At 40.1% G+C, this 24,856-nt stretch carries 17 protein-coding genes; 8 read left to right on the plus strand and 9 right to left on the minus strand.

What is annotated here, in order from left to right; all coding sequences use genetic code 11:
- The first annotated feature begins 803 nt into the window (after positions 1 to 803).
- From MSBRM_RS20500 to MSBRM_RS11800, 4 genes are all read left to right on the plus strand, one after another.
- Positions 804 to 968, plus strand: a complete 165-nt coding sequence (locus MSBRM_RS20500) for a hypothetical protein (RefSeq protein WP_155396437.1) — start codon at positions 804 to 806, stop codon at positions 966 to 968.
- 545 nt (positions 969 to 1,513) lie between these two features.
- A complete protein-coding gene (locus tag MSBRM_RS11790) occupies positions 1,514 to 3,961 on the plus strand; it encodes a DUF3160 domain-containing protein (protein WP_048116572.1) in 2,448 nt (815 codons plus the stop codon).
- 368 nt (positions 3,962 to 4,329) lie between these two features.
- Complete coding sequence (locus MSBRM_RS11795; protein ID WP_048155824.1) at positions 4,330 to 6,693, plus strand: DUF3160 domain-containing protein; 2,364 nt, start codon at positions 4,330 to 4,332, stop codon at positions 6,691 to 6,693.
- A 97-nt stretch (positions 6,694 to 6,790) separates the two neighbouring features.
- Complete coding sequence (locus MSBRM_RS11800) at positions 6,791 to 7,705, plus strand: hypothetical protein (RefSeq protein ID WP_048116568.1); 915 nt, start codon at positions 6,791 to 6,793, stop codon at positions 7,703 to 7,705.
- 225 nt (positions 7,706 to 7,930) lie between these two features.
- Here the strand turns inward: MSBRM_RS11800 and MSBRM_RS11805 are convergent, their stop codons facing one another.
- From MSBRM_RS11805 to MSBRM_RS11820, 4 genes are all read right to left on the minus strand, one after another.
- Positions 7,931 to 9,148: a homocitrate synthase family protein gene (locus tag MSBRM_RS11805; RefSeq protein ID WP_048116565.1), complete on the minus strand. Its 1,218-nt coding sequence runs from the start codon at positions 9,146 to 9,148 to the stop codon at positions 7,931 to 7,933.
- 844 nt (positions 9,149 to 9,992) lie between these two features.
- Positions 9,993 to 10,820, minus strand: coding sequence for an NAD(+)/NADH kinase (locus tag MSBRM_RS11810; RefSeq protein WP_048116562.1), 828 nt, complete (start codon positions 10,818 to 10,820; stop codon positions 9,993 to 9,995).
- A gap of 1 nt (position 10,821) precedes the next feature.
- A complete protein-coding gene (locus MSBRM_RS11815; protein ID WP_048116559.1) occupies positions 10,822 to 11,628 on the minus strand; it encodes a bifunctional fructose-bisphosphatase/inositol-phosphate phosphatase in 807 nt (268 codons plus the stop codon).
- A 231-nt stretch (positions 11,629 to 11,859) separates the two neighbouring features.
- Positions 11,860 to 12,876 (minus strand): type II glyceraldehyde-3-phosphate dehydrogenase, encoded by a 1,017-nt coding sequence (locus MSBRM_RS11820; RefSeq protein WP_048116556.1) that lies wholly within the window; start codon positions 12,874 to 12,876, stop codon positions 11,860 to 11,862.
- A 406-nt stretch (positions 12,877 to 13,282) separates the two neighbouring features.
- Here MSBRM_RS11820 and MSBRM_RS21785 point away from each other — a divergent pair, with 406 nt between their 5' ends.
- Positions 13,283 to 13,408 (plus strand): hypothetical protein, encoded by a 126-nt coding sequence (locus MSBRM_RS21785; protein WP_255361979.1) that lies wholly within the window; start codon positions 13,283 to 13,285, stop codon positions 13,406 to 13,408.
- 56 nt (positions 13,409 to 13,464) lie between these two features.
- Here the strand turns inward: MSBRM_RS21785 and MSBRM_RS11825 are convergent, their stop codons facing one another.
- Positions 13,465 to 13,653, minus strand: coding sequence for a CooT family nickel-binding protein (locus tag MSBRM_RS11825; RefSeq protein WP_048116554.1), 189 nt, complete (start codon positions 13,651 to 13,653; stop codon positions 13,465 to 13,467).
- Positions 13,654 to 13,885: 232 nt separating this feature from the next.
- Positions 13,886 to 14,767: a damage-control phosphatase ARMT1 family protein gene (locus MSBRM_RS11830; RefSeq protein ID WP_048116551.1), complete on the minus strand. Its 882-nt coding sequence runs from the start codon at positions 14,765 to 14,767 to the stop codon at positions 13,886 to 13,888.
- Positions 14,768 to 15,142: 375 nt separating this feature from the next.
- Here MSBRM_RS11830 and MSBRM_RS20880 point away from each other — a divergent pair, with 375 nt between their 5' ends.
- Positions 15,143 to 15,304, plus strand: coding sequence for a hypothetical protein (locus MSBRM_RS20880; protein ID WP_176722184.1), 162 nt, complete (start codon positions 15,143 to 15,145; stop codon positions 15,302 to 15,304).
- Positions 15,305 to 15,457: 153 nt separating this feature from the next.
- Here the strand turns inward: MSBRM_RS20880 and MSBRM_RS11835 are convergent, their stop codons facing one another.
- The 3 genes from MSBRM_RS11835 to MSBRM_RS11845 all read right to left on the minus strand — a co-directional run bounded on the left by MSBRM_RS11835 (position 15,458) and on the right by MSBRM_RS11845 (position 22,238).
- On the minus strand, positions 15,458 to 15,853 hold the full coding sequence (locus MSBRM_RS11835; protein WP_048116548.1) for a DUF3147 family protein: 396 nt from the start codon (positions 15,851 to 15,853) through the stop codon (positions 15,458 to 15,460).
- A gap of 622 nt (positions 15,854 to 16,475) precedes the next feature.
- On the minus strand, positions 16,476 to 18,506 hold the full coding sequence (locus MSBRM_RS11840) for an MEDS domain-containing protein (protein ID WP_052712874.1): 2,031 nt from the start codon (positions 18,504 to 18,506) through the stop codon (positions 16,476 to 16,478).
- A 609-nt stretch (positions 18,507 to 19,115) separates the two neighbouring features.
- Positions 19,116 to 22,238 carry a chemotaxis protein CheB gene (locus MSBRM_RS11845; RefSeq protein WP_230629071.1) on the minus strand — a complete coding sequence of 1,041 codons (3,123 nt, stop codon included), beginning with the start codon at positions 22,236 to 22,238 and terminating at the stop codon, positions 19,116 to 19,118.
- A 660-nt stretch (positions 22,239 to 22,898) separates the two neighbouring features.
- Here MSBRM_RS11845 and MSBRM_RS11850 point away from each other — a divergent pair.
- Both MSBRM_RS11850 and MSBRM_RS11855 read left to right on the plus strand, forming a co-directional pair.
- On the plus strand, positions 22,899 to 23,096 hold the full coding sequence (locus MSBRM_RS11850; RefSeq protein WP_048155827.1) for a hypothetical protein: 198 nt from the start codon (positions 22,899 to 22,901) through the stop codon (positions 23,094 to 23,096).
- A gap of 108 nt (positions 23,097 to 23,204) precedes the next feature.
- The gene (locus MSBRM_RS11855) at positions 23,205 to 24,743 is read left to right on the plus strand and encodes an SIR2 family protein (protein WP_048155831.1); all 1,539 of its coding nucleotides are present in this window, start codon (positions 23,205 to 23,207) and stop codon (positions 24,741 to 24,743) included.
- Positions 24,744 to 24,856: the final 113 nt, after the last annotated feature.

Here is a 24,856-nt window from a genome sequence, read left to right on the forward strand (position 1 = left end):
ATTAAGTATAAAAGTGATTAAGTGTAAAAATTTTATTTTCTTAAACAAACTGCTCTAATTTTTATGGTTTTACCAATTGTAACTTTTTTACGCTTTTATCCAATAACTCAGCCTTAGAGAAACGACTTTCATAATCTTTTTTAATAAAGCTTAACGGACATATTTTTCTGAACCAGTTTCTATTAATTGTTGACTACAACTGCTTTTTATGATTCTATCGATTGGTAACATACTTATCTTTGGTATCAAAAGCAATCAACTTACTCATGTAGCCTGAATAGTTGCGTTAGTCTGAATATTTATGCTTTACTTTAATACAACTAGTATACACTTAGTATAAATAGTGATATAGTAATCGCCCCCATAAACACAGGTGTCATGCAAAAAACAACGTGGAAGTATGTTAATAGAAGGAAAAAGATTTTTAATATGATATCTTTTGTTGAGACTATCTTCCCTTGCCAGCCAGCAGATAACCATTAGATTGCCTGGATTTTGAAGCTGTGTATATTTAGACAAATTTTATTAAGTTTAAACTGAATTTTTCGTTTTCCATCCTGTGGTACAGTGTTCCTATGGCTTTATTTATCAAACAAATACCCGTAGTGTTATTTCCTGTATGAGCATTTCTTTCTAATTATATTAACCTCAATTATTACTGGACTTTTAACCAGATGATCTATGTCAAAAAATAGATAATGTAGGAAAACCAATTATCTACAAGGAATAATTATTGGACGTCTTTCAGCGCCTGATACCGATACTTAAGAATTTAATACTCAAAAGGGAAATGGGGGAAAAAATTGGAGAGAAAATTTAAGATTTTACTGACTATTGGGACTTTATTGCTGGTAATGGGCATGCTCCTGAATTTTACCAGAGACCCACTTTTATGGGGGACAGGGACTGTAACTGCACTATTCATGATTCTGCTTTTCAGGATAGACCCTCTAAGTCCGAATGAGTAATGGGAAATAGAAAAAGAGGAAAAAGAGGAAAGGAAAAAGAGGAAAGGAAAAAGAGGAAAGGAAAAAGAGGAAAGGAAAAAGAGGAAAGGAAAAAGAGGAAAGGAAAAAGAATATACTTTCTTCTTTTAAATGTCAAAAAACTTAACCACTATGGTTTAAATTTTTTATTAACCGGATTTTTAATTTTTACTCTCAACTATTTTCTAATTTTTCCATTTTTTATCTCTTTCAATGTACTATTTTCTAATTTTCCTATTCTTATTTCTTTCAGTATATGGTTTTCTAATTTTTCTACTTTTTATATTTTCTAGTGTACTATTTAGCATATTCTTTAGCTGGATTTTATTTAACAGAATTTCAGATAGTTTGAAATATTAAATTCAACAAACATAAAAAAATTAATATTTGAAAATTTTTGACCCCTCTCTACAGGTCTTAGGTTGCAAAACAGGACATCTGGACTATGAGACTGAGAAGGCAGAAACCCCACCTCTGAGCGAGAAATCTCGAATCAGATATTGAGCCAAAGTGACCGAGATGAAAGAATGAAGTACGGGACCAAGCTAATTGAAATTTATTTAGTTCTTTTAATCCTTATAGTTTCTCTTTTTACAGGAGGATGTCTGGATCAAAGTTCCGGTTTAAACGGAAAGAACGGCAATGAAACAACCAAAGAAATGAACAACGACAGTTTACCGAATCTTTATAACGATGTTCAAGAAAAGAATGCAACGACAGAGGAGGTAGACAATAACCAAGACTCTTTAACTGGTCGGCTGAAAACCGAGGCATTAGACCTCTCCGATTATGAAGCCGGAAATTCGTCTCTTGCGGGAAACTACAGACTTGAAGCTGTTGATCTCGAGTTAAAAGCGCCTTCTTATAAATTACCTCTTAAAAAAGAGGAAATTTCCAATTATGGAAATTTTTCCGGTAAAATTTCTCTGAACGAGTCTGATCTTAAGCTTCTGGAGAATAATGGCTTTGTTGTGATAAAGGATCCTTACAACCCCGGAGAAGAAGATATAACTTCAATGTATTCTTCCCTCCAGGAAGAGGAGATTCCTGTTTTTATTACTACGGATACCCTGCTGCATCTTTACCACATTCAGTTTGATGAAACTCTTAGACTGATAGAAGAAAGGGAATTTTACGATACTCTCTGGAAGACAGACCTTTCTCTGCTAAATGCCTCTATCGAGAAGTATAACAGCGCTTCCGGAGACGAAAAGGAAGCTGCACGAAGAAATGCAGCCTACTTCTCAGTTGCTTTAAGTCTTCTCCAGCCGAAACCTGAGCAGATACAGAAAGAAGATGACTACGATTCTGATTATATGTCCCTTTTCCCTGAGGATACAGCAAAACAGTACCAGTTCAAAACTCCCGATTTCGTAAAAAAAGAGGTTGAAGCTGAACTCACTTTGATAGAAACTCACAAAGGCTTTGCTATTTCTCCAATTTTCCAGTATGAGGAGGATTATTCTCAATATGTACCGCGAGGCCACTATACTCGCACCGAGCAATTAGAAAACTACTTCAGGGCTTTTATGTGGCATGGGAGAATGAGCATGCTCTTGAAAGGTGAATTGATCAAATCAAAAGACCCAGCAAAGGATGCTCGCATCCAAACTATCCAGGCCAGTTTAATTGCTTCTGAACTCCAAAGAGAGCCTGAACTCCTTAAGAACTGGGACAGGATCTATACAATTACAGCTTTTTACGTAGGTTTTTCCGATGACCTTGGGCCTTATGAGTATATGGAAGCTCTGGATTCAGTCTTTGGTAGTGGAAAAAGGCAATTTAACGAAACGGCGGTCAACGAACTAAAAACCAAACTTGTCGAATACCAGGGCCCAAAGATCTATGGTGGTACTGGAAACTGTGTCCTGGAGCCGCCCTTTACTTCCGAGCAGGCTGACGAATGCCTCGAAAACACCACGGGCTTCCGCTTTATGGGGCAGCGTTTTATTCCGGATTCTTATGTATTCTCAAACATTGTCGATCCCTATACAGGAGAATATAAAGGAGAACTTATAGAAGGAGATAAAGCTCCGTTTACGCTGGTAACCTCAGGAGCAGGAAAGCAAATTCGCGGCTTTCCACGCGGGCTTGATGTGATGGCTCTACTGGGCTCGGGAAGAGCTGTTTACTGGCTTGACGAACTGAACGATTCCAGCTACAAAAATTACAGCGCAAGGTATGGAGAGCTGGATTCGGAGTTTTCGAACTTCAGCGCAGCCGATTGGAACATGAACCTTTACTGGTCCTGGCTTTATTCTCTTCAGCCCCTCCTGAAAGACTACGGCTCAGGCTACCCGACTTTTATGCAGACCGATGCCTGGCAGGACAAAGAACTGAGTACGTCGCTGGCTTCCTGGACCGAACTCAGGCACGATACGATTCTCTATGCAAAACAGAGCGAAACCATGGTTGGTAGCGCAGCACCAGGTGAACCTGAAGAAAAAACTGCTGTGGGTTATGTTGAACCTGTTCCGGATTTTTACGCCAAGCTGCTTGCCTTGACAAAGATGACAAAACAGGGTTTGAGTGAAATGGAAGTACTTAACCCCTATTCAGAGGGCAAACTTGCAAGACTTGAAGAGATCCTGACAAAACTTCAAAAAATTTCGGAAAAAGAACTGGAAAATGAGGAATTGACAAACGAAGAATACGAGTTCATCAAGAATTTTGGTGACCAGCTTGAAGGTACAAATGGAGCCGATGATGATGTTAAGAAAACTACAGTAATCGCTGATGTTCATACCGACGGAAACTCAGGAGACGTACTTGAAGAAGGAGTCGGGTATGTTGACATGCTGGTAGTTGCATATAAGCTTCCGGATGGCAGGATACTTCTAGGAGCCGGACCCGTGATGAGCCATTACGAGTTTAAGCAGCCCATGTCTGAACGCCTGACCGATGAAAAATGGAAAGAAATGCTTGAGGCAAACCCACCTAAAAGACCGGAGTGGTCTGCAACATACATTTCTTAATTTTTACTCTCAACTATTTTTTACTTATTTCAATGTACTCTTTTCTAATTTTCCCATTTTTATTTTTTCCAGTATATTGTTTTATAATTTTTCTACTTTTTTTACTTTTTATCTTTTTTAGTGTACTACTTAGCATATTTTTTAGCTGTATTTAACTTAACAGAATTTCGGATAGTTTGAAATATTTAGTCCAACAAACATAAAAAAGTTAATATTTGAAAATGTTTGACCCCATATACAGATCTTCGGTTGCAAAACAAGACGTCTGACCAAAAATCTGAACCTATGTATTTAGAAGGCAAACCCCACCCCCTCTGAGCGAGCAAAGCTCGAATAAGATACTGATCCAGAGCGACCGAGATGAAAGAATGAAGAATCTAACTCAGACAGTTATAACTCTTATGATATTTCTTATTCTTCTGGTTTCCATTTTTACAGGAGGATGCCTGGAGCAAAGTTCCAGATTAAACGAAAAGGACGGAACTGAAATGATAGAAGAAGTGGACAGTGATAGAAATACTTCAACGGGCTATCTGAAAACCGAAGCAGTAAATCTTTCCGGTTTTGAGGCCGAGAATTCATCGCTTGCAGAGAATTACAGACTTGACGCTCTTGATATAGAACTAAAATCTCCCCAATACGAACTTCCCCTACAAGAATCCGATATTACGAATTATGGAAAGTTTTCTCATAAATTTCTGACCGATGAAACAGCTCTGGAGAAGCTGAAAGAAAATGGGTTTGTTGTAATTTCCAATCCTTACGATTCGAAAGAAGATGACATTACTGCTATGTATAACAGCCTTGAAAACGAAGGGCAGTTGATATTCATAACTTCAGATACTCTTCTCCACCTCTACCACGTCCAGTTTGATGACAGTATGAGCCAGCTCGAGCAAAATAAGTTATACGATCTTTTGTGGGAACTTGATAAATCCTTGCTTAATGCATCTGTAGAGGATTATAATAGAGCTTCAGGAGAAGAAAAGGAAGCCGCAAGAAGAAACGCAGCCTACTTTTCAGTTGCTTTGAGCCTGCTCCAACCCAAAGAGGAACAAATAAAGGAGATAACGGATCCTTACGGTCCTGAGGCAGGAGTATACTTTGACCCTTCAGCAAAGGAAAAATATCAGTTTGAGATCCCTGAGTTTGTAAAAAAAGATGTTGAAGCCGAACTTGCCCTGATTGAAGCTCACCAGGGTTTTGAACTTTCTCCGATTTTCAAATATAAGGAAGATTATTCCCAGTACGTGCCGCGAGGTCACTATACTCACTCCGAAATACTGCAAAATTATTTCAGGGCGTTTATGTGGCACGGCAGGATGAGCATGCTACTGAAAGAGAAATTAATTAAATCGGAAGATCCTGCAAAAGATGCCCGCATCCAGACTATCCAGGCAGGCCTGATAAGTTCCCAGCTTAAAGACGATCCCGATCTCTTCAAGAAATGGGACCGGATCTACAAGATTACGGCTTTTTATGTGGGCATCTCTGACGATCTCGGACATTACGAATATATGGAAGCAATAGAATCAGTATTTGGAAATGGGTCAAGGAACTTTAACGCAACAACAGTGGAAAAACTGAAAGTAAAGCTTGCAGGATATCGGAGCCCGGAGATTTATGGCGGTACTGGAAGTGGAGCCCACGAGCTTATTCTAACGGCTGAACAGGCAGATCAACTCCTTGAGGATACGAAAGGTTTCAGGTTCATAGGGCAGCGTTTTATCCCTGATTCTTATCTTTTCTCCAGGCTCACTGGTCCCTATACTAAAGAGTACACTGGAAATCAGGAGCACGTACCTTTCACCTATACAGCTTCCGAATACGGGAACAACAGGGGCTTCCCTCGAGGGCTTGATGCGATGGCTCTGATGGGATCGGAAAGGGCTGTTTACTGGCTTGGCGAACTGAATGATTCCAGTTATAAAAATTACAGTCTTAGGTACGGGGAACTGGATTCGGAGTTTTCGAACTTCAGCGCAGCCGACTGGAACAGAAACCTCTACTGGTCCTGGCTTTATTCCCTTCAACCCCTCCTGAAAGACTACGGCTCAGGATACCCGACTTTTATGCAAACCGACGCCTGGAAGGACAAGGAACTGAGTACGTCGCTGGCTTCCTGGACCGAACTCAGGCACGATACGATTCTTTATTCAAAACAGCTCTATGGAATGGATGTATCACTTCCTGTATTTGGGGACAAACCCGTGGGATATGTGGAACCGGTACCTGAATTTTATAACAGGCTGTTAGCCCTTACCAGGATGACTGAAGATGGGCTTGAAGAACTGGATGTGCTTGATGAAGATACAGAAGGAAGATTCGAAAGCCTTGAGATTATGCTGGAAAGGCTTATCGAGATTTCCGAAAAGGAACTTGAAAACGAGGAACTGACAGAGGAAGATAAAGTTTACATCTCCAAGTTTGGAGAAATGATTCTAATGAGTGCAAGTGTTGACGAAGAAGCCAGGAAAACTACCCTTGTTGCAGATGTTTACACTGAACCAAATGACGGACTCGTACTTGAGGAAGGAACAGGATACGTGGATATGGCGATTGTGGCTTACAAGGTTCCTGACGGCAGGATTTTCCTGGCTGTAGGGCCTGTTATGAGCTATTACGAGTTCAAGCAGCCGATCGAAGCTCGCCTGAACGATGAAAAATGGAGAGAAATGCTTGAGGCAAACCCACCGAAAAGGTCAGAGTGGGGTTTGACATACAGGGCTTAAGCCCTAAAAACATTTTTTAAATTTATTATATTTCAATTTAAATTTTTCACTTTTATTTAAAGTTGCCTCTGACTGGTTAGAGCCGGGGATATATAATATGGGTTCGAAAATATACATTTTGATTGAGAAGAAAAAAAGGATATTATTTCAACTTACTCTTTCACTGATATTACTTTTTGCATTGATGAGTCCTGCTATAGCAGACAAAGATCCTGAAGAGACAGCAGGTCCTCAAAATCCCGTTCAGGTCGTTGGACCGGTTTCCGATTACGGGCTAGATCTGGATGGAGATGGGCTGTATGATTACCTGGTAGTTAAGTTTAATGCTCAGAGTGACGCGCCTTCTACTTATTTTTTCACGGGAGACCTGAGTGTAGACCTGGGTTATCATGAGAGTAAAGGTTCAACAGTTCATGAGTTTCGTGCGATTAACCTAGCAAAAAATTCCACCTACTTGGATGGAAATACCAGTAAGGTTCTCCTCAATTTTGAAGGCGGAAGAATCCGCGAGAATGAATTAAACGGCCCATATCAAGTGGAAATAAGTTTGAGTAACGGAAGCTGGGGGTTTGGAAGGGGTCTCAAATATACAACAGAAGCATATGAATTTGTGAAATTCGAACAGCCGGAACTCTTGCTTTCGGGCCCAGTCCGCTCAAAAACTCAAGCACTTGAACTTGCCAGGCAAAGTGCTGCTGAAGCAGGGTTAAACCCTGGAGAATTAAAGGATATAGAAATTTCTTTTAAAAGAAACGAAGACATCTGGATCTTCGATTTTGAACAAAACGGCACACATGAATGTTTTGCTATTGAAGGAAATACGGTTGGAGATGTCAGGCACTGGACTCTAAATGAAACAGCAACAAAGAAAACTTCAGCTATTCATTTCCTGCCTGTGAGTTTCACAGTTACACTGCTTGCAGTTGCATGTCTATTTTCAAGGAGATTTTCTGCCAAAACCACAGGTCAAAAAGCTTCTGCACCAGATAAAAAGCTCAGATCAGAAAAATAACTAAAAATGGAAAGGTAGCTGAAAATGGGAAGGTAACTGGAAATCGAATAATAAATAGAAATCGAAAAATAACTGGAAATCAAAAAATTAACCAGAAATAGAAAAATTAACCGAAAATCAAAAAATTAACCGAAAATCAAAAAATTAACCGAAAATCAAAAAATAAATGAAACAAGTTTTAAATGAGGAAAAAAGCAAATGAATCTATGTGAAAGTTCAGAGTTTTCAAATAGAAAACTTCTCCTCTCCCTTTTCTGTTGTTTTACTTTCCTGCCTGACCTGAGTAATCAGCCTTTCGAGCTGATCCCGTGAGATGCTTTTATGTTTTTCTTCGGTGCAGACCTTGACTTTATCGATCAGGGCGCAGAGTTCCTCCCGCTCAAGGCAGAAGCCTATGCTGTTAATAATGCCTTTTAAGGCTTTTGTGCCGGTATGCTTTCCTACGACAAGATTGCGCTTCCCACCAACCATTTCCGGGAGGAAGAGTTCATAAGTACGCGGTTCTTCCAGGATTGCTGCAACATGGATTCCGGATTCATGAGTAAAGGCGTTTTGCCCAACAACCGCTTTATTTACCGGGGGCGTGATACCTGAATATTCCGAAACCATTCTGGAAAGCGAAGTTAGCTTCGTGGTGTCATAGCGGTCAATACCGTACTGAACCCTTAGGGCTACCATTACTTCTTCAAGGGAAGCATTTCCTGCACGTTCTCCGATCGCATTAACTGTGGTATGGAGCTGTTTTGCCCCGGCCTCAGCAGCTGCAAGGGTATTTGCGGTGGCCATTCCTAGGTCGTCATGGCAGTGGATACAGATTGAGGTATTAACTTCCTTGAAAATTTCACTAACAAGATAGTGTGTCGTTGTAGGGTTAAGGATACCGATCGTATCTGCAAGGCTTAAGTACTGCACCTTATATTCATTTTCGACTTCCTTGAAAGCCTTTTTCAGGCGGTCAATCGGGGTCCGGCTAGCATCTTCGGCTGCAAAACGTACTTTTAACCCGTGATCGGTCGCATATTCAATGGTTTCCTTGGCACAGCCAAGCATCTCCTCCAGGCTTCGATGATACTTGTATTTGAGGTGCATGTCCGACATTGCAATAAAAATACTCACAATATCGACATCACATTCAAGTGCAGCGTCCACGTCCCCTTTTACTGCTCTTGAGAGGCAGCAGATCCTTGAATTAAAGCCCTGATTTGCAATTTCCTTAACGGTTTCCTTTTCATTTGCGGAAACTACCGGAAATCCGGCTTCTATAACCTCGACACCCATAGAATCAAGTTCACTGGCCATTGCCAGCTTCTGTTCCTTTGTGAACACAACGCCTGGAGTCTGTTCCCCATCGCGCAGGGTCACGTCACAGATTTCGATATCTAGGGGGCGATATTCGATAAAATCCATAAGTTCGTTTCTGGAATACTGCTCGCTCTCTGACATTACTACTACTTCCTGTGATTTTTAATTACTGTGATGAATTTTTAATTATTTTTAATGATATATAGATGATTCATCTGAAAAATAACTCAAAGGCTGAATAAGGAGGTACGAGGGTTCAAACGCCCCTAAAAGTCAGAAAATCCTGTATCTCGTAAAAATTAAGCATAGCTTTACCTGCATATGTATAAATGTTTTCCTTGGAGGAATAGAATTTCCGGCAACGGCTTCTCGAAAAACTGGGTAAAAATAAGCTCAAGTTTGACAAATTAGATTATATCTGTAGATTTTCAGTTAAAGATTCATGAGAAGATTAAAAGATCTCCAGGACAGAGAAAAAAACTGAAATTAATAAGAAAGCATAATTATTGAGTAAAACCATTTTTCTGGTTTAAACCTCTATTCCACAGTATTTTTTTGAAAATCAATATTTTTTTCGATAGCGTTTTTTGAAACCCCTCAAATAACAAAGCCAAATTGAAATTTTGCTGAAAATTGGATACAATCTTTTTTTGGTCTCTGAACATACCATCTAGCCATTTTTAACTCCTGTACAGAAAGCTAATAAATTGACGTTAAGATTAAAATCGATAGCGGAAAAACAATGACTATCCGGAAAAATACTGCGGAAAGTAAGTTTAGAAAGTGGGTTCAAAAAGTGAGTTTAAAGATACTTCTCTAGTTATATGCAAAGACTTTTTCTCAATACTTAATGAAGCATCTTTAAAATTAAGAAGTTAAGGGGTCTCTCAGAGTAACAAGTAAAAGTTTACTCAGAGTAACAAGTAAAGACTTGCTCTAAGGTGAACGTAAAAGCTTATTCTCAGATAAAAATCAAAGCTTGCTCTCAGGTAAGTTTTCTCTGGACCCTTTCATAAAAGCAGGTATCTGAAATCCTTACAAAGCGCGCAGGAAATCTGGATTTCTTAAGTTTAACAACATCAGCAGGCTTGATCCTGTATGATTTTTGTCCGTCAATCGCAATAACAGCCTCTTTTTTTGGAGCCGACAGCCTTATAGTAATCTCGCTGTCTGACGGGATAACCCAGGGCCTTGAGGAGAGTTTAAAAGGAGCGACAGGAACAACCACGATAGCATTTACCCTTGGACTTATGATAGGACCGCCTGCGCTCATCGCATAAGCAGTAGAGCCTGTAGGGGTCGCAAAAACCACACCATCCGCACGCATCGAGTCCAGAAGGCAATCTCCAACATAAACCTCAAACTGAATGATCTTCGCAGGCTTTGCAGACATTATTGCAATCTCGTTCGTTGCAGTCTCAAGCATTTCCCCGTTAAGGAAAACATCGACTCGCATTCTGTCGCTGTAAGAAAAACCGTAAAGCACCTCTTCTATAGTTTCAAGGGCGTCTTCGGGCTCAACATCTACAAGAAAGCCAAGCGTACCCATATTGATTCCAAGTATGGGAAGAGGGTCTTTCATCTTAGCAATATTCCGGAGGACTGTGCCATCCCCTCCTACGCTAATAATGAGTTCCACTCCTTCATCTCTCATTTTTTCAACCGGAGTACCTTCTATTCCTAGTACCTCAGCCGTGGGAGTGGCGACAAAAATTTGAACCTTTGAACTGAAATGAGCAAGAATTTCTCTTACCTTTTCAATTATTTCAGGCCTGTCGCAGCGCGCAGATATTCCTATTTTTTTTATCGCCAACTTATCCTCCAAAGAGTAATTCTAAAAGCTTTTCGTGTACATGTCCGTTGGACGCAACCATTTCCACTCTTGAAGTAACATTATCAGGAAGTCTTAAAGAATTTCCGTATCCGTCCGTAACAAGCCCGCCTGCTTCGGCCAGAATCAACTGCCCTGCTGCCACGTCAGTCACGCGCAAAGCATTTCGGACGTCAACAAAAGCATCAAGCCTGCCTGAGGCTACATAACACAGCTCAAGGGCTACACTTCCGAATAACCTCACCCTTCTGACGCTACTGCATATCTTTCGGGTCCTTTCTATATTTTGCCGGTAGCCGTAAACACTGACGCACAATTTATTCAGCTCCGAGTTAACGGAAGCTTTTATTCTTTTTCCGTTAAGGTAAGCCCCTTTTCCAGCTTCTGCATAGTATTCCTCGCGTAATGCAAGGTTACTCACATACCCGAACCTGAGGTCTGAAAGGTCGTGAGAAGAAACGGCTAGAGAAACACTGTAAAATGGAATTCCTACTGAGGAATTATATGTCCCATCAAGCGGATCTAGAACAACAGAAAACTCAGGTGAATCCCCTAAAACACGTTCGCCAAGCTCTTCGCTGATAATTCTCATTGACCTGCCGTCTTCTTTAAGGACTTCGACGATAGCATCCTCTGCTGCGAGGTCTATTTTGGTAGTCGGAGTACCGTCGGCTCCCATACAAACAAAACTGCCTGCAGCATCAGTACCTGCAAGATCACAGATAGAATCTGATGCGGCTTTAAAAGCCTCTCGAGATAATTTCAAAAATCCTGAATTTGTTGAATTCATGTCTTAGCCATTTTTCCCAATTAAAAGTTCCAAATTCTATTTCCTTCATTCAAAAGATAAGGATTTCGAATTTTCGATCTTTGAGGTAGTAAGGAATACAATGCAAAATATATAATTTATGTATGAAATTTCTGGGTCCCAGAAATATAGTTCCAGATATTCAGGTTGAATATCCGGAAACAATCAAAGCCGGAGTCGATATAAACTTAGATTCCGGCACCTTTATTTGTATTACTCTTTAGACAGGCCAATAGCCTTATTTGTCTTTTCAATTGACTTTGCACCGTCGCTTTCAAGTTCCATCATGGCCCTTATAGCGTCCACATTTTCCGGAACTACAATCGATTCTTGATGGACAGCCTGGAAGAAATAAAGCTCCTTATCCCCTACGGTTATTGATTCAGGCCATATGCAGTTCTCCCACATATCGTTTCTGGGGCGCTTCATATCCCTGGCAAATTCCATAATTTCCGCTGTAGACGACATGCCCTGTCCCACGAAACGGATTCTTGGCTGGGAACCAAAGATGTTTTTAACATCATCTACAGTGCAATCCTTCTCGACTTCCATATTCACGGTGTGTACGTGCATCAGGGTTGTCGGGATCTTCAGGGCTGCACTTGTAATATTAATCTGTGGAAGCACACTTTTTACATCAGGCCCGTGGTGGGACGGAAGCTTAATAGGATCAGGTACGATTGCATTAATTGGCCCTTTCTTTACATCATTAGGATCGGTTGCTCTCCTTGCAAGAATTACCCTGGCCTTTTTTACCCCCAGTTCTTTATCTATCGGGTAAATAGCCCTGCAAAGTGCTGTTGTGTTGCATGAGACAACCCTTACAAGGTCACGGCCCACAGCCTTCTCGTAATTGCAAATCGCATTAAATGAAAAACCTGTAAGTGAATGCTTTTCGCCGCCCTGCCAGATTGCCTTTACCCCGGCCTTTTCATACATAGGCTTATTTTTTTCACCGATTCCCCCGGGCGTACAGTCTACAACCAGGTCAGCCTTTTCGACCATTTCTTCAACTGTCCCAGCTGCGGGCATTCCTGCCTTCTCAAAAGCTTCAAGATTTGCAGCTGGGGCATATATGTCATATCCTAGCTGGTGAGCCACTGCAGCTTCATAGTTCGGCTTTGTTTTGGAAATTCCAACAACTTCCATATCGTCCTGAGCCCTAACGGCATCTGCAACTCTTTTTCCAATAGTTCCGTAACCATTTACTGCGATTTTTGCTTTAACCATTTTATCCAATCCTTTATAATCCAATTCTACCCAACTTGATATATAGCCTAAATCACTAAAAATTTAAATTTAACCGAATATCGTAATTTCGGACAAAAGATTACATATTACATAAGTCTAGAATGCAGGCATAAATTTAAGGTTTATCCAGAAGTACAACTTTTTCTACAATCTTGACCTGTTCATTGCAAACTGCCCGACACATAATCCAAGATATCGCTTTAGCAGATCTTTTTCGAGTATCTCAACTTAAGTCTGAACCTGGTATCTTGGAACACATGGAGTTATTATAGATAAAGTCAGATAAATGCTTTTCCCGAGATATCTTATTAATTAAAGAAACTAGAAGACAGATTCCGAAATTCGGAAGCTTACAGATCCTTTTTCGATAGGTTATGCCTGAAAATTGAACAGGAAAGAAAAGAAAGAGACAAAGACAGGAAAACTGAGTAGGAAGGAAAAGAAAGAGATAAAGATAGGAAAAAGGAGATGGACCGGAAAAAAGAAGATAAAGACAGGAAAAAGGAGATAAAGATAGGAAAGAATGTCAGCTCTGAAAGAAGAAGTAAAACGAAAAAAATAAAAAGTTTAATTTGCAAGGATAAGGGCTTCTCCCCGTGAGAAGTTAATTTCCCTAATTGAGCCTTCAACAGTCATTTGATCTCCTAGAATTCCAGTAAGCTGGATTGATTTACCTTCAACCAGAATCCTTGCTACGGAATCCATAACTCTCTCACGCTCATCTCCACGAAGCAAGAACACATTGAGTTCACACATTTTTATATTTCTCCTTATAATTCATTTTATATTTTTCAATTTTGTTGGTCTAAATTCAGTATAATAATATTTTCTATGCCGTGGTATTAGCACTTTACTACATGCGCTAACTACATGCGCTACTGCATGCATTAAATTGTTTTTATGCCATCCATAGCTATAGCTATTAGTGAGCCTGATAGATAAGAAGCTTCCGAAAACTTCTCAGAGGAAAACTCAGGGACAGTAAAACTCAGGGATAGTTCATCAGTTTTGCAATGGACAAGTCCTTTTCAAGTCCCAGGTCTTCAGCAACACACTCACATTTAGTAAGAAGCATGTACGCAATTGCCCCAAAATTATGCTCGGATAGGGTTTCGTAATTGGCCATGCCCTTGCTAATAATAAGAGTCGCATCTTTCATTGCCTGAAGAAGTTCGGCCGGAGCCTCCTCAATCAGGACACCTACGGCATTTGAACCGGTTGTCAGGACTCTATCGACTTTTTTATCAATATCGAATTCTCTTACCTCTTCTAATGTCACGTCTGTCAGAATGGGTCCACCCCGAACTACGAGTGTGATCTTTCCACCGAGTTTTTTGATGATATCAAAAACGAGCGTATCAAAGAGAATTTCTCCGCAATTGTCGGCAATGTAAACAACGTCCTGCATGAGCCCGAGCATTTTGGGAGTGTCATCCACACCAAGTCCTTGTTCAAAGTATTTCTGAAAAGCAGCCTCAAATTTGTCTTCACTGGCATCAAACCCCATAATTCCGAAATCAAAGTAATTCGCAATCACAGATGCCAGTACTGCACGCCTGAAAAGTTCCCCATTATCAGGAGAATTTTTGTAAATATTTTCTTTCGCTACAGGCAGGACTTTCAGCGCAGCCTGGTCGATAAGTTTCTTTGTTACCGCATAAGGGTCATTGTCTTCCAGAACCTCGTAGCATTTTCTGTGAACTTTAGTGGCTACGGAAGCAGATACCACGTCTGGGCTGTAGTTTTTGGTCACAACTTTAAGGCATTCCTTAATGGTCTTGCTTATTAGGTCTTCATCGTCAGTAGAAAGTTTAGACTGAAAATGTACTCTTGAAAGCAGGCAATAGGTACAGCGTGGGTTCATCTTCATAGAAACATTTCCTGTTTTTGATCCGAAAATAGGTTTTGCCAGATTGCTATAGGTATTTGCGGCAAATATGATAAGAATTTACTCTTCTGATAGAGTGGATGTTTAAAAATATAACTGAAACTGAAGCATAGAAAAGTCTAGAAGAATGACTAAAAAGAAAATATAGTAAGGATGCCCTTTCCCACTTTTATAATCTGGTCTGGATTTGAGCGGATATTCCTACCCTGGATTATCTATTGTTCCTGCGTTCAAAGATCCTGCTTTTCAGAGAATTCAGGGCTATTTTATAGACTAATTTTCAGAATCATTGTTTCAAAAGCAGTTTGAACCTAAATTACATACTTTCCATATCAAGGATATTGAGGTGACACGAAAATGAACTGCGGAGACTTAAAAATGGGTCAGGTTCTTCGTTGCGAAGCATGTGGTTTTGAACTTCAGGTAGTAAAGGAGTGCGGAGATGTATCCTGCTCTACCGACGCATGCTGTACCGGCAATGTAACATGCTGTGGAGAACCAATGAAATTAAAACAATAAGTCAAGTAAATAAAATAACAAACACATGAGTGAAAATTCCAAAATATTTGAATGAATATAAATCCCGGAAAAGTCCAGGAAAGTCCGTAGAAGGGTGGTAAAGATGAGCCCGGAAGAATTTCTTTGTTAAGGGCTTTTCTGGAATTTCAAAGCTCAATAGTGTGTTTTTTGCTGCCTTTTTTCTTTCATTTTTCCCAGGAAACTCTGGATCAACCTGGTTGATAAGCATGAGCTGACAAACCAGATTAAAAGAGCAATAATAATTGAAAAGCTCCACCTGTTAAGGTACTCCATACAGAGAGCAGCAGTGAGCACACATATAGTGCAACCTATCATCCCTGCACTAGCTCCAAGGGCAATGTCAGAAGCTTGCTCAGAGCTTCCGAAATGTCCTGCCATTATCACGGCAGCTACCATAACAGCTGGAAAAGCTGCAAAAACTCCAGCAAAAGATTTTGAAGGTATTATCTGCAGCATGATATAACAGGCAGCAACAGCAATTCCCCCGAAGACGAACCTGAGAGCAAGGTCTTTGAAATCTAATTTCATGATATAACTCCTTATTGCAACTTTTCTAAAAGAACTATTAAAATATATTAAATATTCCTGATCAATACTATTTTTATTCCTCTTATACAAGGAAACCGTTATAAATTCATTACTGGTCATATTGTTTGGTTTGAGACCCGATTTGATAGAACTCTATATTAATATCAGAGAGCATACAATCTAGCAAGACGTCACTGGTATGGAGGAGGAAATCAGAGGAAATCCTTGTCGGGTACATGCGGGAGATAATAATTGGTGATGACTATTTTTATTAAAAACTAAAACCATTAACCTACAGATATGACTATTTCCTTTTAAAAACTAAAACCAGCAACCTACATACATGACTATTTCCTTTTAAAAACTAAAACCAGTAACCTACATACACGACTATCTTTATTAAAAACTAAAATTAGTGACCTACATACACGACTATCTTTATTAAAAACTAAAATTAGTAACCTACATACGCGGCTATCTTTATTAAAAACTAATACCAGTAACCTACACACATGACTATTTCTTATTAAAAATTAAAACCAGCAACCTGCACACACGACTATCTTTATTAAAAATTAAAACCAGCAACCTGCACACAATTCTTTTTTTACATTTTACTTTTTTACATCACTCTAAATTTTATAGTAAATTCTGTCCCATTGTCTTTTTTTAGTTCAAGTTTGCCTTCTAACTGGTCTATGAGAGTGTTTACCAGTTGCATGCCAAGGCTAACAGGATTCTCCAGATCAAACTCTCCGGGTATACCTATTCCATTGTCTGAGACTATCAGGATGAAACTGGTACCTTGAGATTCCTCTTTTTTGCTTCCTGCTATATTGTCTTTATATCCACCTGATTTCCCTTTACAAAGTTTAATTTGAATCTGCCCGTTATCTCTGTCGACAAATGCATGTTTAAGAGAATTTGAAACGAGTTCGTTGACGATTAGCCCTAATGGAACTACAGTATCCATATCAAAAAAAATATTTTCTTCCAGATCCATGTTCAATCTGATATCGGCATTTCTAGATCTGTACGTCTGGAAAATGTTCTCAACAAGCCTTTCTAGATATTTAGAAGAGTTCAGTACCTCGCTTTCCCCGCCTTCGTGCAGCTCTTCGTGAATGAGAGCCATAGAAACTACTCGATTCTGGCTTTCCCTGAAAGCTTCAACAACTTTCGTATCATTGAACTTATCAGCCTGAAGATCGAGAAGAGAAGAAATTACCTGAAGGTTATTCTTAATCCTGTGGTGGATTTCCTTTTTACGGACAGTTTCTATACTCTTAAGGAAATGTTCTGTCTTTTTTCTTTCAGTAATGTCTTTTAATACTCCGATAGCCTCACAAGGCTGGCCATCATAACCCTTAAGCCAGACTCCGTTATTTTCTATATAAATACAACTTTCATCTTTTTTTCTCAACCTTAATTCTTCCTTAAATCTACCTCCGGTCTTTCTAGCACTCTGAAATTTTTCATCCCCACTACTCGTATCTGTCAGATGGATATTTTTAAGCCACACTTCCTTGCCAAACCTCTGGAACTCTTCAAGGCTATAACCTGTAACTTCTTCTATAGCACCTGCCCAACCGCTCTTGTCTGTTCTTAAATCATATTCATAAACCACCTGCCCTGTCTGCTCTGTAGCGATTCTGTATCTTTCTTCACTTTTCCGGAGTTTTTCTTCAACTCTTTTACTTCTAGTTATATCTCTGGAGATAACTGAAATAGAAATCAGATTTTTAGAGGCGTCAAAAATCGGAGAAAAGGTTACTGAAACGTTTATTACTCTACCATCTTCTCTTAACCGTAAAGTCTCATAATTGTGGATTTTATCTCCCTGTTTAAACAGTTCAATTAACTCTTCTGTTTCCTCAACTAAGATGGACGGTTCAAGGATGGATATGGGTTTCCCAATAATTTTTTTAGTTGAATAGCCATAAGTTTGCTCTGCACCTTTGTTCCAGCTGGTAATAGTGCCATCAAGCGATATAGTTAAAATAGCATCATTTGATAACTCCACAATATCTGCTAAACTCCGGATTCTTTCTTCTTCCTTCTCACGCCTGGAATTTTTTATCTGTTCCAATGTTCCTTCCCTTTTGATTAACACAAACTGGTGATTGATAGCCGCCTCGATGATTTTCGTTGCATCAAACCTATCGAGAGAATAGGTGCAGAGAGCTATCATCTGATAATTGCTTATGGCACTGTCCAGTTTTATCTCATAGTTAACAAAATCACTCCAATCCTTATTCTCCAGCCACAAAGCAGTTCCACTTAACCTCAATCCATCGTATCCATTTGCCAGAGCCTGATTGAGTTTTTCAACCAAGTTGTTTAAGATCCTCTTCGAATCAAAAACGCCCTCTTCTGCATAAAACCGACTGTCGGGAATAATTTGTATTTGTCCTTTTTTCAAGTAACTATCAATATCAGGAACAGTCATTCTCAGAGATTCTTTTGCATATTCTACTTCTAAGGGTCCCGATGTGATCCACATGCTAAACTCATTATTTTCCAGTCCTGTCTTGAAGTAAGGAACCAGCGTATCCATAAAATCTTCTTTTGTTTGATAGAATTGACAAATATGTGTACCCCAGGGCACATCTCCAATAATATCAATGCCAGATTTCCTCAGGCTTTTTTTCACTCCAAATTTCCTCCAAACTGAGAATGTAAAGGCAAATATTTCTTATCTCAATCTACGTGCCCCAATCCTCTTATTTTTCACAATTTTGGCTATAGTATTTTGAACCCGAAGTTAATTACTGAAAAATGTAAGCGCAAGAATAGATTTAATTCTCATAAACATATGTTCTGTTAGTTTTTTCAGATTTAATCAAGACTGACCCCAACAATTGTGTTTTTCACATATAAATTTTATAATGAAAATTAATACGTATATATTGAGCAAGGTGAGTCTGGTTTATACTTATAAAATAACTTAATTCATTAGTCTACTCTAATTACTCTAATATAATACTTTCTTCGATGACAGGAACTCAAGATTTTCTGATATCGAGTATTTTTATCAAGAGATCTTCCTTGAGCCTATACAAAAGTCATCATCTCAAGCTGTCTCAAAACTACCTATCTCAAAACTACAATTGACTCTAATTGGGATAGTATATTCAACTTCGAGGTGAATATATTCCTGAATTTCAGAATAATTTACGACCTAAATTCAAAATCAAAAATGACAATTATCCAATTGTAGAAATAAGTCGAGTTTTAAGACGGCCTGATCCGGAAAGTCTTTTTATTTTTTATTTTTCGTCTCATTACCTTCTAATTTGATTTCTCGCTCCGTGGTTGCAATAGCATACACTTCACCGGTTTCATTTACCAGTGAAGTGGCGGTCAGCCAGATATCAACTATCCTGCCATCTTTGGTAATTCTTTGGGTACGGTAAGGTTCAAGAACCTCAGCCCAGCTAAGCTTTTTCACTATAGACAACTCTTCCGTTTTCCGATCCTCCGGGATCATGCTGCTAACATTCATTGAGAGTGCTTCGGCTTCGCTCCAACCATAAATACTCTCTGCCTTTGGATTCCAAGCCAGGATATTGCCTTTCATATCCTGCAGCGTTATAGCATCGCTTGCATCGTGCACTACTGCAACCAGACGACGCATGGTTTCAGACTCCTTAATCCTCACCCGTTTCATCTCGGTAATATCCGTAAAAGTAATTACCGCTCCTTCAATGGTGTTTTCAAGAGTGCGATAAGGCCGGATGCCCAGTAAATACCAGGTATTTTCCCTAGTCTTGACTTCAATATCTTTGGGTATCAGGCTGTCCAGCACTTCCTTTATGTCCTCTACCAGGCGGTTGTAGCCCAGAAGGTTTGAGACAATATGTCCAACCGGCCTTCCAATATCTGATGGGATCAGGTTTATCAAACGTGTAGCCGGAGGAGTGAAGCGTATGATACGTAGTTGATGGTCCACAAAGATAGTGCCTATGCCTGTTCCAGCCAGCAGGTTATTCATGTCGTTATTGGCTTGAGACAGGTCAGCTACCCTGTTTTGCAGTTCGATATTGACCGTGCCCAATTCCTCATTTACTGATTGCAGTTCCTCTCTTGAGGTCTCCAGTTCCTCATTTGTGGACTGCAGTTCCTCGTTGACTGACTGCATCTCTTCGTTTGCAGATTTAAGTTCTTCATTGGAAGTCGCCAGTTCCTCATTGGAAGCTTTGAGGCTTTCTTCCTTGGCCTGTAACTCCTTTTTCAGCTTTAAGATTCGCACATCCACATCCGTTTTACAGGCATTTTCTCCAGCATTTATGTGGATGGACTTTTCGGTGTCGATCTGCTCTGACTCTGGAATTTCCTCAAAAGTTACCAGGAACAAGTTTAACCAGGTGGTTGTATCATGGTTTCGCTCTACAGGCCGTACTGCCAGATTAATTGTGGTGAAATCGCCGTTGGTTTTAACTCTCACTCTGGGATGAAACACTGGCGCTTTATTTATGACGGCTCTGTGCAGGGCCGTAGTCAATTCTGATCTTAATCCCTCTCTAGCCATACTCAATACGTTCATACCAACTTCACCCGAAGCTGGTTCAAGGTACATGCCAGTACGACCATAGATATACAGGATATTACCGTGTTCGTCAATCAGAACACTTACAGGGGCGTAATATTGCAGCATTGCTTGCTCGATCAGCTCGCGCAGCTTAGGTCTGATTTCTACAGGAACGTTGCCTGAAGGCTTTCTGGCTTCGCTTTTCGTTGATGGTGGGATAAAAGTCCCTATGGAAAGGAAATAATCACTGCTAGGACCTCCTTTTTTTATATACAGTTTTGACCTGCGATCCAGCGTGTCAAAAAGATTTGTGAACTCGCCCACATTTTCGGAGGGACCAAGAAAGAGAAATCCACCAGGGTTCAAAGCGTAGTGGAAGAGGGGAATTAGCTTCTTCTGCAGTTCTTTGTCCATATAGATCAGCAAGTTGCGACAACTGATGAGGTCAAGCTTAGAGAATGGAGGGTCCTTAATGATATCCTGCTCGGAAAAAATAACCATTTCACGAATATTGTGCTGAATATGGTAGTAGCCGTCTGAGTCTAGAGTAAAGAAGCGCTTAAGCCTTTCAGAGGACATATCGACGGCAATATTGGCTGGATAGAGGCCGCTACGGGCCTTTTCAATAGCCTTACTGTCAATATCAGTGGCGAAAATCTGCACCTTAAAATTTTGGTTCAAGTTATCCATTTGTTCCTGGAGTAAAATGGCTATGGAATATGCCTCTTCACCTGTGGAACATCCGGGCACCCAGACGCGTATTGATGACTCCGGGTACTTGCCAGCAAAGAGACACGGAATAACCTGTTCCTGGAGTGCTTCATAAGCTTCAGGATTACGGAGGAAACTGGTGACACCGATTAAAAGGTCATGAAAGAGAACTTCCACTTCAGCAGGCTTTTGCTCTAAATAACGCACATACTCATTTACATTCTCAATATTTAGGACAGCCATGCGCCGTTCAACGCGCCGATTGATGGTACCGTACTTGTAGTGAGAAAAGTCATGACCGGTCTTGATGTGAAGAAAATTGAATATATTTTTCATCAGACCTTCAAATTTTGAGGTTACCTGGTGTGTTTTTCCGAAGACGTAGGGAATATAGGCAATGAGCTGGGCAGGCATCTCTTCAGGCTTCAGGACATAATCCACCTGACCTGTGGCAATAGCACTAAGAGGCATATTGTTGTATTCACTGGACTCGGGAGTCTGTGCCATTACCATTCCTCCCTCAGCCTTAATAGCCTGCACCCCCTTTGTGCCGTCACTACCTGTACCTGAGAGTACAATACCAATAGCTTTCTCTTTCTTGTCCTGGGCCAGAGAGCTGAAAAATATATCAATAGGTAGGCGACGACCGTGCGGCTGGGATGGCTCCATCAACTGGAGCACGCCATCCCGAAGAACCATGTCGCGGTTAGGAGGGATGATGTAAACACAGTTAGGCTCAATATTTACCCAATTTGTAGCTTCGTATACAGGCATCCGGGTAAAGTTTCTGATTAGGTCGGAAAGAATGCTTTTATAATTCGGATCCAGGTGCTGTACCAGGACAAAAGCCGCTCCTGGGTCTTTGTTTGAAGGCATGGCTGAAAAGAAGGCTTCGAATGCAGCTAGCCCACCAGCCGATGCCCCGATGCCTACAATTGGAAATTCCTTTTTTGGAGACTCATCCAAAGATACATCCAGACCAGAATTTTCTCCAGTTGAGATTTTTTCTATAGCTTGCAGCTTTTCTTTTTTTGACCTTTCTATTTCCCCTTTACCTGTAGGCTCCTTTTCCTTATCCGTGTTATCACATCCCTCTTCAATCACAGGGTATTTTTCCTTACCAGAATATCCTAAGGTACGCATATTCTTTTAAAACGTTGTTCAGAAATATACTTGATCATCATCGGACATTATTAGCAACTACTAAATTGTGAAATATACATAAACCCAATAGAGACTCAGTTCCAAAATCTAATGATAAAAGTAAGTGTAACATCACTACATAGATTTATAATTTTATAATTATGTAATAATGTTACGGCACAACAATGGTAACTATAAATCTGACTCTTAATAACTTTTTGGAGCTCCCTTCTCTCTTATATCGTGTCTTAAAATTAAATTTGACTATACAATTGGGGTAAGATTCATGCATTTGAACCGGAAAACGGTAGCATTTAATGTTTACTGTACTTTATTTTATACTTCGAATGCATAAGTTCTATGGGAGAAAATAACGCCTTATGGTCAATGTGTATCTGAATTTCAGAGAATTTACGATCTGAATTTGAAATTAACGTTGCTCATTGTCTAACTGGGAAAATGGTTTGAATTTTAAGACAGCCTCTAAGTATTCCATTAAATATTAAAAGGAGAAAATATAGTGATAAAGTAAGAGGAACGTTTGGTCAGGTGGGATGACAAATAGGGGAAATTACATAAAAAGATAAAACTTCTAAAAATTGTAATATAGAATTTATAATTATAGTCCAAGGTTGTTACTAACAGCAAAAGTCGAAAACATTGAGCTGGCTTGCCATGTGCCTTCTTTTGCCATTTCCCAGAGCATTGCTCGGGCTTATTTTTTATATTGCAATCCGAGGCTGGTTCTTTCCCCGGGCAACGATTCAGCAAACAAGCTTTTTTGGCTTTGTAGCTATTTCTGCCTGGTGGGCCTGTTCTCTCAGTACAGGCTGTGATCGAACTTCAGGATGTAGCTGAGACAGATTACAAAAGTAGGTTAATGGCGGGAGTCAAAACCGCAGGTGAGTGAGGAAGATAAACACAAGAAAAATTGAAAATGAAATTTAACTTGATGGGGGGTTAATAATGTCAAATAAGCTGAATGAGAAGGATTGGGACCTCCTTCTTCGGAGAATCAAGGATGGGAAGTGTACTCCCTTTCTTGGAGCTGGTGCCTGTTCTCAAAAGATTCCTGTTGGTTCCCAGATTGCAAGTGAATGGGCAAAAGATTACGACTACCCAATGAAAGATTCTGATGACTTGACACGTGTGGCTCAGTTTGTGGCTGTAATCACAGACGTCATGACTCCAAAGGAAATGGTCTGTAAAAAAATCAAAGAAAAGTTAAAAGAAGTTGCACCAAGTTACTTCGATAATCCTGATGAACTTCATAGAGTGCTGGCCGATCTTCCACTGCCAGTTTATATTACCACAAATTACGATGACTTTATGGTGCAAGCTCTTAAAAATCGTGGCAAAACACCAATCCAAGAATATTGTCGGTGGAATAAAAACCTCAGGAAATCCAAACAGACGTCATCAGACTATGTTCCTACTCCAGAGAAACCTTTAGTATTTCACCTCCACGGCTGCTATAAAAAACCAGAGTCACTGGTTCTAACAGAGGACGACTATCTGGACTTCTTTGCTGCCAATTCAATGGAAAAAAGCCTGCTTCCACCGAGTATTCAGGAGGCACTTACAGGCACATCTCTTCTTTTTCTAGGCTACAGTATAACTGATTGGGATTTCCGTGTTCTTTTTCGGATTCTTGGTGAATACTTAGAAATAAGTAGTCGTAGAACGCACCTATCCGTGCAGCTCGTGCCAGGGGATGTTTCTGAGGCCCAAATAGAAAAAGCTCAGGAATATCTGGATCACTATTTTGGGAAGCTTGATATCCACGTATACTGGCAAGATTGCTGTGAATTTGCCAAAGAATTGAGAACACGATGGGAGGATTTCAATAGTGGTATCATAAGAAAAGATACCGAGAATAGGCGACCGTTTCCAATTAAAGAAAAAACCGATAAGGTTTCGATACTCTTCTTAGCAGCCGATCCCACTGATGCATCTCGCCTGCGGCTTGGTGAAGAATTTCGAGAGATTCAAGAGAAAATGAAATTGGCCAGGCTTCGGGATCAATTTACATTGGAATTGCCACAGTTGGCGGTTCGCCCATCAGATATATCCCAGGCTTTGCTTGATACACATCCGCAAATCGTCCATTTTTCTGGTCATGGCACACCTACCGGTGCTTTATGCTTTGAGAATCGAGTAGGGGGAACCCACCCTATCACACCTGATGCGTTGGCTGCGTTATTTAAACAATTTAGTGGTCAGGTGAATTGTGTAATATTGAACGCTTGTTACTCAGAGATTCAGGCAAAAGCCATCGCTAAACACATCAAATATGTCATTGGTATGAACCAAGAAATCGGTGATAAAGCTGCTATCGACTTCGCTATTGGCTTTTACCAGGCATTAGGAGGAGGGCTTAGCATTGAAGGTGCATATGAACTTGGGCGTGTACAAATCCAAATGAATATTCCAGAGCATCTAACGCCGACTTTAATAAAAGAAGGTTCAGTCGTAAATGTCGCCGCCCAACAAAATGAGGATTGAGACGATGTGGTTATTGTGCTTGATTTTATACATCGAGTGTGTAAGTCCTTAAGATAAAGTGCTATTCTTAAGGGCAGTGTATACCTGAATTTCGGGAAAATTTACGATCTGAG

The sequence above is a fragment of the Methanosarcina barkeri MS genome, assembly GCF_000970025.1.
Taxonomy (GTDB): Archaea; Halobacteriota; Methanosarcinia; order Methanosarcinales; family Methanosarcinaceae; genus Methanosarcina; species Methanosarcina barkeri.